16 protein-coding genes and 1 tRNA gene are annotated in these 15,598 nt (G+C 68.7%); 6 read left to right on the top strand and 11 right to left on the bottom strand.

Features of this window, described 5'->3' with window-relative positions:
- Positions 1 to 25: 25 nt before the first annotated feature.
- The gene (locus POL67_RS09435) at positions 26 to 487 is read left to right on the top strand and encodes a hypothetical protein (RefSeq protein WP_271916884.1); all 462 of its coding nucleotides are present in this window, start codon (positions 26 to 28) and stop codon (positions 485 to 487) included.
- Between the two features lie 112 nt (positions 488 to 599).
- Here POL67_RS09435 and POL67_RS09430 read toward each other — a convergent pair whose 3' ends face one another.
- Positions 600 to 1,415, bottom strand: coding sequence for a hypothetical protein (locus POL67_RS09430; RefSeq protein WP_271916882.1), 816 nt, complete (start codon positions 1,413 to 1,415; stop codon positions 600 to 602).
- A gap of 1,059 nt (positions 1,416 to 2,474) precedes the next feature.
- Here POL67_RS09430 and POL67_RS09425 point away from each other — a divergent pair.
- Entirely contained in the window at positions 2,475 to 3,935 is a 1,461-nt protein-coding gene (locus POL67_RS09425) for a hypothetical protein (RefSeq protein ID WP_271916880.1), read from the top strand.
- 96 nt (positions 3,936 to 4,031) lie between these two features.
- On the opposite strand, the gene POL67_RS09420 is transcribed toward POL67_RS09425, so the two are convergent.
- Positions 4,032 to 4,328 (bottom strand): hypothetical protein, encoded by a 297-nt coding sequence (locus POL67_RS09420; protein WP_271916878.1) that lies wholly within the window; start codon positions 4,326 to 4,328, stop codon positions 4,032 to 4,034.
- Between the two features lie 200 nt (positions 4,329 to 4,528).
- Positions 4,529 to 4,611 (bottom strand) — tRNA-Leu (locus tag POL67_RS09415).
- Positions 4,612 to 4,710: 99 nt separating this feature from the next.
- On the opposite strand from POL67_RS09415, the gene POL67_RS09410 reads away from it, so the two are divergent.
- The 3 genes from POL67_RS09410 to POL67_RS09400 all read left to right on the top strand — a co-directional run bounded on the left by POL67_RS09410 (position 4,711) and on the right by POL67_RS09400 (position 7,655).
- Entirely contained in the window at positions 4,711 to 6,123 is a 1,413-nt protein-coding gene (locus tag POL67_RS09410; RefSeq protein WP_271916875.1) for an NFACT RNA binding domain-containing protein, read from the top strand.
- 74 nt (positions 6,124 to 6,197) lie between these two features.
- A complete protein-coding gene (locus POL67_RS09405) occupies positions 6,198 to 7,394 on the top strand; it encodes a tol-pal system YbgF family protein (protein ID WP_271916873.1) in 1,197 nt (398 codons plus the stop codon).
- Positions 7,395 to 7,472: 78 nt separating this feature from the next.
- A complete protein-coding gene (locus POL67_RS09400) occupies positions 7,473 to 7,655 on the top strand; it encodes a hypothetical protein (RefSeq protein WP_271916872.1) in 183 nt (60 codons plus the stop codon).
- A gap of 46 nt (positions 7,656 to 7,701) precedes the next feature.
- Here POL67_RS09400 and POL67_RS09395 read toward each other — a convergent pair whose 3' ends face one another.
- The 3 genes from POL67_RS09395 to POL67_RS09385 form a co-directional block, all read right to left on the bottom strand.
- Complete coding sequence (locus tag POL67_RS09395) at positions 7,702 to 9,813, bottom strand: TolB-like translocation protein (protein ID WP_271916871.1); 2,112 nt, start codon at positions 9,811 to 9,813, stop codon at positions 7,702 to 7,704.
- Positions 9,814 to 10,015: 202 nt separating this feature from the next.
- Positions 10,016 to 10,381 (bottom strand): nuclear transport factor 2 family protein, encoded by a 366-nt coding sequence (locus tag POL67_RS09390; protein WP_271916869.1) that lies wholly within the window; start codon positions 10,379 to 10,381, stop codon positions 10,016 to 10,018.
- A 10-nt stretch (positions 10,382 to 10,391) separates the two neighbouring features.
- Positions 10,392 to 10,544, bottom strand: coding sequence for a hypothetical protein (locus tag POL67_RS09385; protein WP_271916868.1), 153 nt, complete (start codon positions 10,542 to 10,544; stop codon positions 10,392 to 10,394).
- A 41-nt stretch (positions 10,545 to 10,585) separates the two neighbouring features.
- Between POL67_RS09385 and POL67_RS09380 the strand changes: the two genes are divergently transcribed.
- Positions 10,586 to 11,782 (top strand): metallophosphoesterase, encoded by a 1,197-nt coding sequence (locus POL67_RS09380; protein WP_271916867.1) that lies wholly within the window; start codon positions 10,586 to 10,588, stop codon positions 11,780 to 11,782.
- Between the two features lie 4 nt (positions 11,783 to 11,786).
- Here the strand turns inward: POL67_RS09380 and recO are convergent, their stop codons facing one another.
- The 5 genes from recO to tsaB all read right to left on the bottom strand — a co-directional run bounded on the left by recO (position 11,787) and on the right by tsaB (position 15,598).
- Positions 11,787 to 12,536, bottom strand: coding sequence for a DNA repair protein RecO (recO, locus tag POL67_RS09375; RefSeq protein WP_271916866.1), 750 nt, complete (start codon positions 12,534 to 12,536; stop codon positions 11,787 to 11,789).
- Positions 12,533 to 12,976 carry a helix-turn-helix domain-containing protein gene (locus POL67_RS09370; RefSeq protein ID WP_271916865.1) on the bottom strand — a complete coding sequence of 148 codons (444 nt, stop codon included), beginning with the start codon at positions 12,974 to 12,976 and terminating at the stop codon, positions 12,533 to 12,535. The genes recO and POL67_RS09370 overlap by 4 nt, the downstream gene beginning before the upstream one ends.
- Before the next feature lie 73 nt (positions 12,977 to 13,049).
- Entirely contained in the window at positions 13,050 to 13,907 is an 858-nt protein-coding gene (locus POL67_RS09365) for a tetratricopeptide repeat protein (RefSeq protein WP_271916862.1), read from the bottom strand.
- Between the two features lie 280 nt (positions 13,908 to 14,187).
- Positions 14,188 to 14,871 carry a Crp/Fnr family transcriptional regulator gene (locus POL67_RS09360; RefSeq protein WP_271916860.1) on the bottom strand — a complete coding sequence of 228 codons (684 nt, stop codon included), beginning with the start codon at positions 14,869 to 14,871 and terminating at the stop codon, positions 14,188 to 14,190.
- Positions 14,872 to 14,887: 16 nt separating this feature from the next.
- Positions 14,888 to 15,598 (bottom strand): tRNA (adenosine(37)-N6)-threonylcarbamoyltransferase complex dimerization subunit type 1 TsaB, encoded by a 711-nt coding sequence (gene tsaB / locus POL67_RS09355; RefSeq protein ID WP_271916858.1) that lies wholly within the window; start codon positions 15,596 to 15,598, stop codon positions 14,888 to 14,890.

Raw genomic sequence — 15,598 nt, 5'->3', positions numbered from 1 at the left:
CGGGCGAAGGAGCGAGGTGTGCAGGATGCACGCTCCCATTTCCCAAGACAAACCCTCCCTCGCGCGCCGGCTTTCCGGCGCTCTCCTCGCGATCGCCGTGCTCGTCGGCCCTGCCTCCGCGGCCGCGGACTTGATCGGACCGGCGGAAGAGGCCTGTCAAAACAAGGCCGCCGGTGATGCGTGCGCCGAGCCCGCAGGCGCGGCCGGCACGTGCGTCGCCTCCGAGGCCCTCGGGGGGCGGCAGCGGCTCCGCTGCGTGGTGGGCGCGAATGCCCCGACCGCGGCGAAGACCGCGACCCCGCAGGCCGCCGACGCAAAAACGCCGGCGCCCACGCCGTCCGCCGCGACCGCGTCCGTGGCCGAGAAAAAGGGCTGCTCCGTGTCCGCCGCGGGAAGCTCGAACGAAGGCGCGCCGCTCGGGATCACCGTCGCCCTGGCCGCGCTCGCCCTTTGCCGCGCGAAGCGCCGCGCGCGGCCCGCGGGGTGAGGGGTGGACTGATTCTGGGCATTCGTTCGATCCGGTCCCGGGCGTCAGGGAGAGCGCGGGACCGGCGAGACGCAGCGGGTCAGTGATTCACGGCATGGCGAGAAAACGTGGGTCAGCGCTTGGCTGCTTCGGCGGTCACACGTGCGCTGCGGCCTCGGTTGAGCCGGCCCAGATGAAACCGCATCCCACCCACCAGGCTCGCATCGGGCCGACCGCCTCCCGCGTCGGCGCCGCCCCACGCCCATTCGACACGTCCGCGAAGCTCGAACGTGAACGCATCCCAGTATCCGCCGCCGGGGGAGAAGCCGAGCGCGCCGATGGCGCTCGCATGGTGGAGCCGCTCGCTCAGCGGCTCTCCGAAGAGCGGCGTGTACAGCAGCTCGAGGTCTGCATCGAGCCTGGGGCGCTCGGCGACGGCGCGAATGCGCATACCGGCTGCCGGCCCCACTCCGGCGTACACGGTCGAATCGAGGGCCGATTTCCACAGCCAGTGAGGTGCGACGGTCAGGCCTCCGATCCCCTCCAGGACCAACGGGCCGCGCGCGTTGCCCACCACGGTCACGAGGGCCAGCGCGTCGAGGCGAAGCCCCATGAGCCCCGACTTGCCGAACGCGTCGAAATGCGAGCGTCCCATGAAACCGAAGCGGGAATCCTGGCGAGGGTAGCCGCCAAAGTCGACGCTCACGGCAAATGCAGTCATGCGCTGGCCAGCGCCCATGTCCATCCCCAGCGTCCCGTAACCAGGATCCTTGGTGGAGAACGTCGCCAGGTACGGTACCGCTCCCGGGATGGCACCCAGGAGCGCCAGGAAAGGTACGAAGGCTCCGTTCCAACCCTCCTCATCCGTGGCATGGGCACGGCTCGAAACGGCGATGCAGGACAGGCCCACCAGCAAGGCACACAGGTGGCGAACGGAGGCGGTTTGCATCCGGTGCCTGGTCTCGGTGGTGCGCTCGAAGACGGTATCTGACGACGCCGACCGCGCCCTCATAACATCCTGGAAGCGCGGAGGTCCCGGGTCCGATGCCCCGCGGGGCCGGGAGCGCTCGAATGGGCAAGGGTTGGTGCTACTTCGTGGGGGGTTACGTCGTGGCGTTTGCGAAAGAGTGAGTCCACGAGGGCTCGAGCTTGAAGCAGCAGCGCCGGCCGCCCACTTAACATTTTTTAATGGAGGCTCGCGACGCGGCGCGGAGGGCGTCTGGCGGGTCGAGACGGCCCTGCGCGCGCCCGCGAGGGCTCCGCGTGCGCACCGAGGATGGCGAGCGCTCGTGAGCCGTCCCAGTGTCACATGTTCTGACACGCGCTCCGACCAAGGGTTCGAGGGCGAGTCCGCTCGTCCCCGTTACCAGAGCGTTACCACGAATTCATTCCCGCCACGCCTCGTCCCGTCTTCTCCCGGGCACTTCGTGGAACCCCCTCGCATGGGCGAAAGTGCCCGGAACGACGCTGATTTTGCAGTCGTTCTCGTGACTTCGCGAGGGGCCTCGAAGACCAGCGCCGCCAGCATCGCCGCCCGCGGCCCATGCCCACCGGCCGCGGAAGCCCTGGCGTCCCCGGCGACCATCCCGGCGGCGGCTTCCGGCGAGCTCACATCCCCCGCCAATCCGCCCGCCCCGTCGCGTTCGTCGAAACAGAAGCCGAGGCGCGCGCTTTCCTGGACCCGTGCCGAAGGCACGAGGCCGGCATGTCGACCGCGCCGTAGCGATTCCCATCTCACCGCGGCTGTCACGCGGGCATGACGGTGGAACGCGCACGTGACACCACGCTGTCACGGCGCCATGTCGCTCGGGGACGGCCCACGATGGCGCTCCCCGCCCGCGGCGCCACGAGAGCCGCCTGCACGCCTCTCCACAGCGTGGCACGCAGGTTGCCATGACCCGCCTCGAACCACGTCGACCCGTTTCCCTTCACCGGATGGCCCCCACGAGGAGTGCGCCGTCGCGTGGAGCCGGGCCGACTCCATCCCCCAAGCTTTGCGAGGCCTCCCATGCGCTCGACACGACTCCATTCCCTCTCCTTCGCCCTCCTCTCGCTCGGACTCACCCTCGTCGCCGGATGCAACCCTCCGCCCCCGCCCAACGATTGCGAGTCGGATGGGAGCTGTCCCGCCTGCGAAGTGGGCGATGAATCCGACGAATGCATCGAGCCCACGGTGTGCGATCAGGAGCCCTGCAGGTACGTCTTCTCGTGCATCGCCCCCGCCCCCGCGCCCACGGCGTCAAACCCCGATCCCGATCCCCTCCGTCTCTGCAATGGCAACACCCTCGCCATGCAAGACGGTTACCGGACGATGTGCGAATACAGTCAGCAAGCGGCCGACGCCTTCTGCTTGAGCGAGTGCATGACCGCCGGCGCCCAGAATGGCTACACGCTGCAGGAGACGATGGTCCTCTGCCAGAACTCCACGGCGATGCCGGAGCTCTGGTACGTGAATGACGAACAGGTCGTCTGCAAGAACGCGCCCCCGGGGAACATCCCCTTCAGTTACAAGCCAGAAGAAGTGTGCCCGGCGGCGGACGGCGCCGATCCGAACGCCCCCGAGCCCACGGTCGAACCCGACGAGGATCTGGATCACATCTTCTGCCACGGCACGGCACAGCCCAGCAGCGCGCCGGCCAGCGCCGACCCCTACACCTTCCCGAATGCCACGCAGCTCAATTACTGGCTCGAGACGTGGGAGCTCGACGAGTGGCATGCCACGCCGGGGTATGTCGGGTATGACACGAACTGCGGCTTCAAGGTGTACCGAATCCTCTACGAGCTGTCGGGCCTGAACGACGATCAGATCTGCCAGGCCAGTTGCGCGGAGCGCGTCGCCGCCCTCGAACTGGACGCACAGAACCAGAACCCGAACGATCCGGAGGCAGCCCGGATCCTGCACGACAACTGTGACAGCTTCATCGCCGAGACCATGTGCAACCAGGCGGGGCCCCCGCCGCTCGTCGGACCGATCACCGTGCCATTGACCCTGGCGGCATCCCTCCAGCAGGGCAGCACCTACACCACCACCAGCTTCAGCGGTACGCTCACCTATTCCACCTACGACTGCGCGCCGGGGACTCCCAATTGCGGCATCGTGATCAACAACGTGTCGCTCGATATGACCTATCCGGTGAGCGGCACGTGGCAGTCGAGCTCGACGAGCCCCGGCACCCCCTTCTCCTCGAGCAACCTGAGCCTCGACATCCCGCGACCCGCGTCGGGCGCCTACTCCCTCGTCACGAACGCCTTCTCCCTGGACCCCTTCACCGTGCCGCTCCACGTGGAAGGCGCGCTCACGGTGGGCAGGCCGGGCAGCACGGGCAGCTTGCAGTCGATCGATATCGATACCACGAACACCGACGCCATCTCGGGAACCATCGAGAGCGACGGCTCGGTCACCCTCTACGGGTCCTTCGACTTCGGCCCCGGCGTGGCGCTCCACTTCGGCACCCCCGGTCCCATGTGAGCGAATCCCCGCGCAGCCCGGCGGCGACGAGCAAGATCAACGGCTCGTCGCGCCGCCGGCGGCGAATCCTACCTGGACCCCGGCCGCGCCGCTCGTTCAGGGGTGGTTGAAGGTTCCGCAGTAGAGCGAATCACCGGCGCCGCCCAACCTGCCCGCGTCGATCTCACCCCCACAATCCGCGAAATCGGCCAGCGCTGGACCCGCGGCGACCTCGCCCGCGGCGCGATCACCCTCGACAAGAACAAGACCGCGGCCGGCATCAACCGCGCCGCCCTGTTCGAGCGCACGAAGGCGCGCCAGCCCATCCGCATCCACGACACGCGGGCGACGTTCATCACCATCGCCCTGGCAAACGGCCGCTCCGAGGCGTGGGTTCAGGATCGAACCGGCCACAAGTCGAGCGTGAGGATCAATCGCTATCGCCGCGCCGCCCGCACCGCCGCCGAACTCAATCTCGGCGACCTCGCACCGCTCGATCGCGCCATCCCCGAGCTCGCCCGCACGATGCGACCCGAAAAGGCGACGGAAAAGGCGACACGCTCCGCGATCCCCGCCCTGCTCGCTCAGCTAAAAGACCACCGATTTCCGCTCAGTAGCCCCACCCGGACTCGAACCGGGACGCCCTTTCGGGCAGAGGATTTTAAATCCCCGGCGTCTACCATTCCGCCATGAGGCCCAATCTACCGTACCTCCGTCCCCTCTCGTCCACCTCGCTCCGCTCGCGCCTCCGCTCCCGCTCGCATCGACCTGCCTGTATACACCTTCTCCCCCGGTCATGACCACCCCCACCTCGGACCCGCCTCCCCCTCCCCTCGCCCCCCTTCTCGACGCCCGCCTCGAAGCTGCCCACCTCTGCCCGGAGACCGGCCTCCTCACCCTCGCCTTCTACATCGGCCGCAGGCTCTCCCTCGGCGTGGGCCTCGGCCCGCATGTCACCGGATTCGGCTTCCTCCCGCGCCTCCCGCGGGCGCGCGCCACCTCCGCCCACCCCCTCGTCGCGGCCATGCGCGCGCACCTCGTCGATCACCGGGTTCGCTCGATCCACCTCCAGGACGGCGCCCTTCACCTCACCTTCGATCCCCCCGACGACGCGCTCCCCGGCGCGCGCCTCTCCCTTCGCGTCGGACGACGTGGCCAGGCCTCTGTCTCGTCTCCTTCCGGGGCCGTCGTCGTCTGGCCGCTCGATCCCGAGGGCGCGCCCCCGCGTGACGGCGTCGATCCATCCCGCTGGCTCGACGCCGCCGACACCCTCGAACGCCACGGCCTCGCCATGGTCGAGGCCTCCGATGCGCGCGCGCTCGACCTCCTTCGCGCGGGCCTCCTTCGTGCGGCCAAGGCCAAGCTCAAGGCCCTCGAACGGCGCGCCGAGGCCGTGCGGCAGGATCTCGCGCGCCTTCAGGATGCGCCGCGGCTCCAGAAGATCGGGCGGCTCCTCGTCGCCCAGGGAAACAAGGTCCCCAAGGGCGCGACCAAGGCCACGCTCGACGACTGGGAAGAAGGCGGCACGATCGAGGTCGCTCTCGCGCCGGACAAACCCGCGAAGGCCCAGGCCGAGACGTTTTTTCAGAAGGCCCGGCGACTTCAGCGCGGCGCCGCCGTCATGGAGAAGCGGCTCGCCGAGACCGAACGCGCGTGGGAGGCCGTTTTCCCGCTCGTCGACGCGATCGCCGAGGCCCCGGCCGATCCCGCCGCCCTCGACGCGCTCGCCGAGACGGCCAAACACGCCGGCGTCTCCGCCTCCGAGATCGAGGCCGCTTCCCGCGGCAAGGCCACCCGCCAGCAGGACAAGGAGCGCAGGCCGTACCACACGTTTCGTGATGCGCTCGGACGAACCATCCTCGTCGGCCGCGGCGGCAAGGACAACGACGAGCTCATCACGCGGCATGCGCGCCCGCACGATCTCTGGCTCCACGCCAAGAACATCCACGGCGCGCATGTCATCGTGCCCCTCGACAAGGGGCAGAATTGTCCCGCCGAGCTGCTCGTCGACGCCGCCACCCTCGCCGCCCATTTCAGCGACGCACGCGGCGAGAGCGCCTGCGAGGTGAGCTACGTCGAGCGCCGGCATGTCCGAAAGCCCAGGAAAAGCGCGCCCGGCGCCGTCACGTTCGATCGAGAGAAGATCCTCACCGTGCGTGTCGAGCCCGAGCGGCTCGCGCGGCTCCTCGCCTCGAAGCAGGAGGCGTGAGCTGTGCGTTTCGACCCGACGAGGGCGACATGATCTTGCTTATGGTCGATGCGGAACGGTAAAGATCGCCTAGCATGCTCGCAATGCGCACGGCCGCCTCGCTCCTCTTCCCCTTTGGCCTCAGCCTCTCCCTCGCCCTCGCCGGGTGCGGCGGCGGAGAGACGCCCGAGCCGAAAGATCCTTCGTCCGAGGGCACCTCGGGCAAACCTCAGCCCCAGGCCGAACAAGGGCCGGACGCCGCGCTGCTCGGTGAGATCACGCAGCTGAACCAGCTCCTCTCCGCGATCGACAAATCCGATTCGGGTCGGCCCAAGGCGCTCGCTCGGCTCGGCGAGCTGCTCGCGGAGCTCTCGAAGAACCATCGCGACCGCGCCCTCGCCGCCGATCCGAACGTCGCCTCCCTGCCCCCGCCGGCCGAGCCGAAGGCGCCCGAAGGCGAGACCGAGGCCCCCGCGAAGGCCGGCCCCGTCCTCCCCCCGCGCAACGCCGCCGCCGTCAAGCGCCTCAAGCCCGACGCGCAGAAGCTCATCCAGAAGGCCGACATGTACGCCGCCGAGGCGATCAAGGCGCACAAGAAGCTCATCGCCGATCATCCGGACTACAAGGAGATGGACAAGGTCCTCTTCCGGCTCGGCGGGCTCTACGTCGCGTACGGCCAGGGCGCCGCGGCGCGGCCCGTTTACTTCGAGCTCATCGAGAAGCACCCGAAGAGCCCCCTCGTGCCCGAGGCGTACTGGAACTTCGCCGAGTTCTTCTTCAACGCAGAGGACCACGAGAACGCCTACAAGCTCTACGCGCGCATCGTCGAGTACACGCCGAGCGAGCGCACGAGCGTCGCGGGCTACCGGCTCGCGATCTCGCTCCACAAGCTGAGCCGCCTCGACGAGTCGTGGAAGGCGCTCGAAGGCGCCGCCAGCGCGGCCCGCATCCACGGGCCCGCCGGCACGGTCGACGAGATCTACCGCGACGCGCCCAAGCTCGCGGCCACCCGCAAGCCGCTCAGCGCGAAAGACGCCGCCGCCTTCTTCGTGCGCCTCGCCGAGAGCAACGAGGACGTCATCAAGCAGGAGCTGAACCGGCTCTCGCAGATCCTCGAAGACGAGGGGCGGCCGCTCGAAGCGACCGAGGTCCTTCACGTGATGATCGACCGCTACAAGGCCGAGAAATGCGCGATCCAGGCGCGCGCCATCGAGATCGCCACCCGCAGCGGCAACAACGCGATCCGCGCCGACGAGGTGAACCGGAGCCTCCGGCTCGGTTGCAAGCCCTGACCCAAATCCACGCTTGCGTGTTCTGCCGCGCCGCGGCGATGATGCGTTTCGGGCGCACGGCGCGGGAGACGAGCAGCGATGGATGGCAAGCGTGACATGGTTGTGGGCGGGCTCTGGTGCGTGGGCGGCATCGTCATCACGGCCGCCACGTACGCGAGCGCCTCGAACGGCGGCGGGAAATACGTGATGGCGTGGGGCGCGATCATCTTCGGAGGGATCCAGTTCGTCCGAGGGTTGATCCGGTCCGCGAGTCGGAGCTGATCGGGAAGCGAGGCGCGGGGGGCGGGAGGGCCCCCCGGCTGCGACGTCACTTCGGCTGCGATTGCGCGCAGAACCCGCCGATGCACTGGTCCTGGGGCGCGCCGCAGCAATCGGCGCCGGTCGTGCATTTCTCGCCGATCTCGGAGCACTTGCCCGCGGGCGGCGGGACACAGACGTAGGTGCCGCTCCCGTCGGGCTGGCAGAAGCCCGTGCAGCACTCGAAGCCCTGCGCGCAGGAGTTGCCCTCGCCTTTGCAGGCCTCGAGCGACCAGTAGCCGCTCATGTTGATGGTCGAAAGATCCTGGCCGCGCAGCAGGAACGCCGGGTGGCTCGGGTCCTTGCCGGGCGTCGGGTTCACGTCGATCGCCGCGACCCAGAGCTGCTTGCGATTCTCGTAGGTCGGGTTCGTCGCCGAGAGCATGCGGTTGCCGTAATCACGCGGGCTGACGAAGACGACCCACATATAGCCGCCGACCGCGATGGGGTTCACCGTCGGCTGGTAATTGATGCGGCGGTTCTTCTCGTCGAGGTATCCGACGCCGTTCGCCGCGTCGAGCGGGATCTCGCCGACGGCCTTGGCCACGTCCGCCATGTAGAGGTCGTTCAGGCCGACCTGGTTCGCGCCGTACTTCGCGCGGCTGTAATCGCCCTTCTGGTAGAGGAGCCATTGCGAGTCGGGCGAGAAGCTCGGGAACGCGATCGCGAGGTTGCCGGCGGCGACGATCTGGCGGCGGTTCGCGAGCGCATTGGTTCCCGCGTCGAAATCGAAGACGTCGAGGTCGCCGCGCCAGAACTCGACGGGGTAGGCGCCCGTGACGTAGCTGGAGAACGCGAGGAGCTTGCCGTCGGGGGAGAAGGCCGGGTCCGCGGTATTGTCGGCGATCCCGTCGAGCGCGCTCGGGATCGCCGCGCCCGTGGTCGCGTCCTTCATGCGCATGCGGAGGTCGACGTCGTTTTGCACGGCGACCTTGCCGTCGGGCGTGAGCGCGACGAAGAGCGTCTGCGAATTGTACGACGAGACCTGGATGACCTGCGGATCCGGCAGCGTGAGGTCGATCGTGCCCCAGGGGCTCGGCGCCTGGCCCTTGCGCTCGAAGACGGCGGCGAGGCGGCTGCCGTCCTTGCTGACCACATGGCAGGCGACGCAACGTTTGTTGTTCACGCCCTGCGACCAGGGAGGCTGGTACTGATCGTAATCGGGCGGCGGCGGCGCGCCGAGCTGATCGTACGAACCCGAATCGAAGACGACCGACGGGTTCGCCGACCCGGGCGAGATCTTCATGAGCTGGCCCGTGTTGACGGCCCAGTAATAAATGGAGCCGCGCAGGCTGCCCTGGGCGATCGACCACGTCTGGCTCGCCGGCGCGTACGCCTTGCCGCCCGAGAAACGCGAGACGGAGACCTGCACGGGCTCGCCCGCATTCGAGGCCGCCAGCTTGCCCCAGAAGTCCTCCGCCATGAGGAAGGCGGACGGCGGATCGGCCTTCACGTAAAACTTCGCATCGACGTACGATTGCTGGAGGTGGACGAGCCACGCGTCGCCCGGCGCGCCGCCATTCCACATGATCTCGGGTGCGAGAATGCCCCGCGCGAAGACGGTCTTGTCGTAGGGGTACACGATCGAGCCCGAGGGGCCCGGATCCGGCGCGTCGAAGGCCGCTTGCTCCTCGGGCGTGAGCCCGCCCGCGTTCTCCACGAATGCGAGCTTGACCGTGACGTCCGCGGAAGCCGTGAGCCCATTCGAGCTCGCCGTCACCTTGCCCATGCCGCCCACCGTGCCCGTCGGCGAGAGCTTGCCCGTGCCGAGGCCCACGAGCGCCACGTCCGGCCGATCGAAGGTCCAATCCGCCGATACGACGGCGGTCGTCTGGTCCTGGAACGTGGCAATGGCCTGGAAGTCGACGGGCGCGGCGACACCATTCTGCACGACGATCATGGCCGTTGGCGGATCCACGGTGAGCGAGACGACCGGGCCATGATCGACGAACAGCCCGTCTTCGCCCGCGTCGGGCGCGCCGCCGCCCGAGCCGCCGGGCCCCGCGGCGCCGGTGCCGCCGCCGCCCGCGCCCGACGAATTCTCCCCGCCCCCCCCGCACGCATACGCGGTGATCGCCGCGAACATCACGAACCAGCCCAATCCAAGCGAGCGACGTCTCATCTCCCTCGACCTCCGTGCTCGACGCTATCACGCGCCGAGCACGGCCGGGCGGTTCGTCTCGCCGGACGACGCCGAGGCCGCGCGCGAAGAGAAAAGCGGGCCTACCCCACCAACCTCGACACGCGCGGCGAATGGACGAAGACGCGGAGGTGTTCGCCGAAATGGAGCGCGCGCTCGAACGAGCGCCTCCGGCCGGGCCCCGTCAATCGGAGTCGCGCGCCACGACCAGCCGATCGTGCTGGATACGCCCGTTCCGTTTGTGCGCCAGGTGCTGCGTGATCACCTTGTCGCCGGCCGCATAGGTACGCACCTCGGTGAAGGCGACGGCCTCATCCGTCTCCATCTCGTCGATGATGTCCGTGCTCTTCACCTCACGATGCCACCCGCCGACCGGGTCCCGCAGGAACTCGTCGCGGAGCTGCTTCAAGATGGCCTCGCGGCCGTGCACCACGATGGGGTGCGCGGGCGGGTTCAGGCTCGAGACCTCCTCGAGGATCGCGTCCTCGGCATAAAGGTCCGCGAGCGCCTCCACGTCCCGCATCTCCAGGGCGTGGCGAATCTGCCCCATGAGGGGCTGCTCATTGGCCTCTCGGCGACGGATCGAGCTCTCCATGAATGGCTCCCTGGTGCGTGCCCTCGGGGTTGTCGATGGGGATATGGGGGCGGTAGCTCGGCTTGCCGAGCGAGAGCCCCCATCCCTTGCCCGCCGGGCGCTCGGAGACCGGAAACATCACTTTGCTCGCCCCGACTGGACGCGTCATAAGAAACGACCATGGTGCAATCGCCCTCCACGGTCGTGCTCGGTGACGTTCACCTGACCCGCTCGGTGCCACGGGCCGTGTCCGAGGATCTCGCCCGCCTGGTCGACGCGCACCCGGGCGCGCGAATCGTGTGCGCCGGCGATCTCTTCGATCTTTCGGCCGATCTGCCCCGCCTGCCGCTGCCGCGCGCGGTCGAGGCGGTGTTCGAGGCGCATCCGGCCGCCAAAGCCGCGTTCGGCCGGCACCTCGCGCGAGGAGGCGAGCTCTGGCTCGTGAGCGGCAACCACGACGCAGCCCTCGCGCTGGCCGATTTCCGGAGCGCCCTCGTGACGGCGCTCGATCCGCCGGCCGAGGCGCGCGCGCGGCTGCGCACGACCCCTTGGTTCTTTCGCGAGGGCGACCTCCACATCGAGCACGGCCACCTCTACGACCCCGACAACGCCCCAGCTCACCCGCTCGTCGTGGGCGAAGCGAGCCTCGGCGTCCATTTCGTCGAGCAATTCATCGCGCCGACAGGCGCCTTTCGCTACCTCAACATGAACGACGAGACGCCCCTCCGGCTCTTCCTCTCCGCGTTCTCGTTCTACGGCCCGCGCGCGCCCTACGTGATCTATCGTTATTTCCACGCTGCCATTCACGCGATGCTCCGCAGCGGGCGGACGTATCAACGGCGCGCGGAGGACGAGGCGCCGCTCGGCGCGGAGGAGGCCGCTCGTTTCATCGCGGAGCTCGGCATTCCGCCCGAGCTCGTGGGCACGATGCTGCCGCTCGGCGCGCGGCCGACGATGGCCAGCTTGAGCCGGACGTTTTCGCGTCTCTATTTCGATCGGGTGCTGTCCACGCTGGCGATGAGCGCAGGGCTCTCGGCGGCAGCGCTCGGCAAGAAACGGGCAGGCGGAGCGGCGTTTTCGATCGGGGCGCTCGCAATGACGCTGAGCTGGGCGCGCGGGCACAACCGTTATGCCGGGTCGGTGGCCGAGCAGCTCGCCGAGGGCGCGGCGCGGATCGCGGACACGACGGGCGCGCGGCTCGTGGTGTTTGGTCACACGCACCGCGAGGCGCTCACGGAGCGATATGCGAATACGGCGAGCTTCGCGTTTCCACGCAATACGCCGGGTCGGCCGTACCTGGAGATCGAGCAGACCTATGGGGTGCCGCGGGCGGTGCGGCGGTATCTGCCGATGGAGCCGAAGGAAGCGCGCGCCTAGGCGCCTACTTCGCCGGACCGGCGTGCGCCTGGATTACGGCCTCCACGAGGTCCACCACGATTCGCGTGTCCTCTGCGCGCAGTGCCTCGTCGTCGCCTGCGCATGCAGCCTCGACGCGCGCGCGGAGGTCCGCCCGCAGCACGAGTCGCGCTCCGCCGCAAGCACGACAGACGAGCCCGCCGGCGAGCGCATCCAGACACGCGGGCGCCTCTGCCGGGCAAACGCGGCTGCACCGCACGCATCGATCGAGCACCAGGCCGAAGCCCATATCCGAGAGCAAACGCAAGCCTGATGTCGCGAGCTCTGCTTCGGGCGAGCGCGTGGACGCGGGTGTGTCGAGCGCGTCGAGCAGTTCGTTTACGGTGGCGAAAAGCCCCGGCTCGCGTGTGCCCGGCGGCGCGACCGATCGGACCCAGCGCAGCGCTCTGCCTGCGGCTTCCAGACGATCGAGCGCAGCGACGAGGTGCATGCGCGGGTGCGCGATTGCGGCCTCGCCGAGCACGGCCAGGTCTTTTTGCTCGCGCTCTTCGAGGGTCACGCGAAGCAGGTGCATCGGCTCCAGCGCGACGAGACGCTTGTTCGATCGACGGGCCGATCGCGCCACAGCCGAAACGATTCCCCGCGCCTCCGTGAAAAGCGTGACGATGAGATCGGCCTCGCCCACGGGGACCCGCCGGACGAGCAGCGCTTCGGTGCGCAGAATCTTTTTGAGGAGGGCGCTCCGGCCCCGGCGACGCCCGCTTGGCTCGGTCACGCCCCGAGCATAGGGCTCGAGGATACGCCCTGCGAGTCCCCCACCTGCGACAATTCAGGGGGCATATCGTGCCCGCGCGGCCGCATGACGATGCTCAGGGCCAGCGTGAACAGGATCAGCAGGAGGACGAAGGCCATCGCCACGCCGAAGCGTTTGCCCTGCGAACCTCCAGCGGGGGAGGCAATGGGAAGTGGAGTGACCACGGCGACGCGGCGGCTCGCGGTATAACGCGCGAGCACCTCTTCCACGGGGAGGGAGACGGCCCGCGCGTAGGCGCGCAGGAACCCCCGGACGAACACTTCACCTGGCAAATCATCGAAATGATCCGCCTCGATTCGCTCGATCGAGGGGACGGGAATGCGGGTGGCGCGGGAGACTTCCTCCACGCTCATTGCCCTCGTCTCACGGGCATGTCTCAGGTAGCGGCCGATCGACTCCATCCCTACTTCACCCGTTCATTCAATCGATTCGATTGACTCCCTTTTGCACGTTTCAAACAAGCCGCGCAAAGACTCATTGCAACGATCCGAGTTCCGCAGCGCAACGCTTCCCGGCCACTGTCGCCGGGGCCACATCGCGGCATCGTTCGAGATCTTCCCGGGCGAGATCTTGCTGCCCGAGTTTCCCCGCCACGCGAGCGCGGGCGGCGAACCCCTCCTGGAGGTTCCGACACTGAGGTTTATCTGTCTCGAGCGCTTTCGTAAAGGCCTCTCGCGCAAGCGCAAGCTCGCCTTTTTTCTCGTACGCCAGCCCGAGCCGGTAGTTCCCTACACAAAACAGCGGCTGCGCCGCGAGAGACCGCCGAAGCGCGTCGATCGCCTCGTCGAGGCTCCCACGCGAAAGATATGCCCAGCCAAGATTTCCCCACGCCTGCTCGGGGGAAGCATAAAGAATGTCCTCGGCCAGCGGCTTGAGGACGGCCACAGCTTCGTCGTACTTTTTCCGATGCACGAGAATGACGCCGAGCGCGTTCTTCGCGTCGCGCATCTCGGGCGCAGACTCGAGCGCGGCGCGCGCGTGGCGCTCCGCCGCCTCGAAACGGCAATCCGTCGACGTCTCGTCCGACGCACAGAATGCCAAAAGAATGACGGTGGAGAGGTAGTGCGCGTCGGGGTTCGTCTCGTCGATCCGGAGCGAGGCCTGCGCATGGCCGAGCGCCTCGCGCAGCCGTCCTCCCTCGAACGCCTCCCGCCCGAGGTCGTACTCGGCACGCGCCTTCGCGTCGACGCCGTCCACACGCTCCTGCGCGCCGCTGCACGCCGGCGCGAACGTGAGCAGCACAGGGAACAAGACCGAGCAAGCGAGCGCCGCAGGGCCACGCATCCTGCGCGACCAAACGCCCGTTTTCTTGCCCGTTTGCCCCTGGATCATGCGTCCTTACTGATCGAGATGCCCTTGTTTCGTCGAAGAAGGACTCTCCCGATCCGCCCCTGGGCTCTGCCCGAGGCCCAAATCCGGGCCAGTCGCCCGGGAAAACTTGGGTAACCCAGGCTGGAAGAAGCGTCAACCCGCAAAAGACGCCCGCCCCCACGCACCGGAACAAAGAAACACACCTACACCTGGAAAGGGTGGCGTGGGGGACACAAGGCGTGTTATGCGGGAAGATTTCGCGTTGCTTTGAGGCGAAACATTCGGACGGACGAGCGCAAAATCACGCCTCGTTCGCGACTTCGTCCTTCTGACCGAGCAGGCCGTAGAGCTTTCGCAGGCCCTCGATGTCCGGGACCTCGAGTCGCTCGTCGGCGACGCGGATGTACTGGCCCTCCCGGAGCTTCTGCACGCTGCGCTTCACGGTGTCGACGTCGAGGCCCACGCGCGTCGCGAGCTCCATCGGCGAGACCGAGAAGAGCGCGTTGTTGCCCCCCGGCTCGCGCGTCTGCTGCGCGAGCTTGAGGAGCGCGCTGACGATCTTCGACTGCACGTCCGTGAGCATGATGAGCTCGATCTGATCCTCGGCATCCCGCAGCCGTCGCACGAGCTGCTTGACTATGCGCGAGGCGATGCCCGCGTTGTGCTCGAGCAAGTTCTGCAGCGTCGCCTGGTCGATCGCGAGCGCGAGGCCGGACGAGAGCGCGACCGCGGTGGAGGAGCGCTCGGCGCCAGGCAGCAGGGCCGACTCGCCGAAGAGGTCGCCAGGCTTGAGCACCATCAAGCTGCGCTCGGCGCCGCGCACCTTCTTGATGAGGCGCACGCGGCCCTCCTCGAGCAGATACGCCTCCGTGCCGGGCTCGCCCTCCCGGTAGATCACCTCGCCGGGCTGGAAGCTCTTGCCGAAGCGCGCGATGAGCACACGCGCCGCCTCGGCGGCCTCGGGATCTTCGTCGAGTAGGTCCATCCGGTGGCGAGTCTACCTAGCTGGGCCCGCCCGATGCCATCGGCTTCGCGTCGGGCGGACGGACGTAAAGCGGCTCGACATGCTCGGCGTCGAAGTCACCGCCGGCCACGAGCCGGCCGAGCGCGACGCGCCCCACGGCCGCAGCGTCGGGCAGGTCGGTCCCGGGGGATCGGAGGACGAAGGCTTCGAGCCCCGGATCCTCGGCCGCGACCTCGCCGACAACACGGAGGAGCCCGCCCGGCGGAAGGGAAGCACCCGGGCCGGCAAGCACGAGCGCGGCCACGTCGGCGCGGGGCACGTGGCGCGGGGCCCAGCAGACGGCGCCGTGCGCGTCGAAGGCGGCGAGGAAGAGCTCCTGCTTCTTCGCGTCGAGGGCGGCGACGACAACGTCGTGAGGCCCGGCCCGGCCGCTCGCGAAGGCGTCCGCGGCCATGGCTTCGAGCGAACCGACGCCGGCGAGCGGCGCGCCCTGGCCGATGGCCATGCCCTTCGCCGCGGCGACGCCGACCCGGACGCCCGTGAACGAGCCAGGGCCGATGTCACAGGCGAAGGCCTCGATCGACGCCGCGGAGACGCCGGCCGCGGCGAGGGCCTCGGCGGCGGCGAGGAAGATGCGCTCGGCGTGGCCTGCGAGGTCCGTGTAGACGGACGCGCCGAGGAGCTTGTCACCGTCGAAGACGGCCGCGCTGCCGCGAGGCGTGGAGGTGGAGATGGCGAGGAGCCTCAT

It is taken from the genome of Polyangium mundeleinium, from assembly GCF_028369105.1.
GTDB classification, from domain to species: Bacteria; Myxococcota_A; Polyangia; order Polyangiales; family Polyangiaceae; genus Polyangium; species Polyangium mundeleinium.
The sequence above is the reverse complement of the archived record's forward strand: the minus strand, read 5'-3'. Positions and strand labels throughout refer to the sequence as shown.

Coding starts and splice junctions, on each gene's coding strand:
- POL67_RS09435 (WP_271916884.1), top strand. CDS start 26: ATGCACGCTCCCATTTCCCAAGACAAACCCTCCCTCGCGCGCCGGCTT.
- POL67_RS09430 (WP_271916882.1), bottom strand. CDS start 1,415: ATGCAAACCGCCTCCGTTCGCCACCTGTGTGCCTTGCTGGTGGGCCTG.
- POL67_RS09425 (WP_271916880.1), top strand. CDS start 2,475: ATGCGCTCGACACGACTCCATTCCCTCTCCTTCGCCCTCCTCTCGCTC.
- POL67_RS09410 (WP_271916875.1), top strand. CDS start 4,711: ATGACCACCCCCACCTCGGACCCGCCTCCCCCTCCCCTCGCCCCCCTT.
- POL67_RS09405 (WP_271916873.1), top strand. CDS start 6,198: ATGCTCGCAATGCGCACGGCCGCCTCGCTCCTCTTCCCCTTTGGCCTC.
- POL67_RS09400 (WP_271916872.1), top strand. CDS start 7,473: ATGGATGGCAAGCGTGACATGGTTGTGGGCGGGCTCTGGTGCGTGGGC.
- POL67_RS09395 (WP_271916871.1), bottom strand. CDS start 9,813: ATGAGACGTCGCTCGCTTGGATTGGGCTGGTTCGTGATGTTCGCGGCG.
- POL67_RS09390 (WP_271916869.1), bottom strand. CDS start 10,381: ATGGGGCAGATTCGCCACGCCCTGGAGATGCGGGACGTGGAGGCGCTC.
- POL67_RS09385 (WP_271916868.1), bottom strand. CDS start 10,544: ATGTTTCCGGTCTCCGAGCGCCCGGCGGGCAAGGGATGGGGGCTCTCG.
- POL67_RS09380 (WP_271916867.1), top strand. CDS start 10,586: ATGGTGCAATCGCCCTCCACGGTCGTGCTCGGTGACGTTCACCTGACC.
- POL67_RS09370 (WP_271916865.1), bottom strand. CDS start 12,976: ATGGAGTCGATCGGCCGCTACCTGAGACATGCCCGTGAGACGAGGGCA.
- POL67_RS09365 (WP_271916862.1), bottom strand. CDS start 13,907: ATGATCCAGGGGCAAACGGGCAAGAAAACGGGCGTTTGGTCGCGCAGG.
- POL67_RS09360 (WP_271916860.1), bottom strand. CDS start 14,871: ATGGACCTACTCGACGAAGATCCCGAGGCCGCCGAGGCGGCGCGTGTG.
- tsaB (WP_271916858.1), bottom strand. CDS start 15,598: ATGAGGCTCCTCGCCATCTCCACCTCCACGCCTCGCGGCAGCGCGGCC.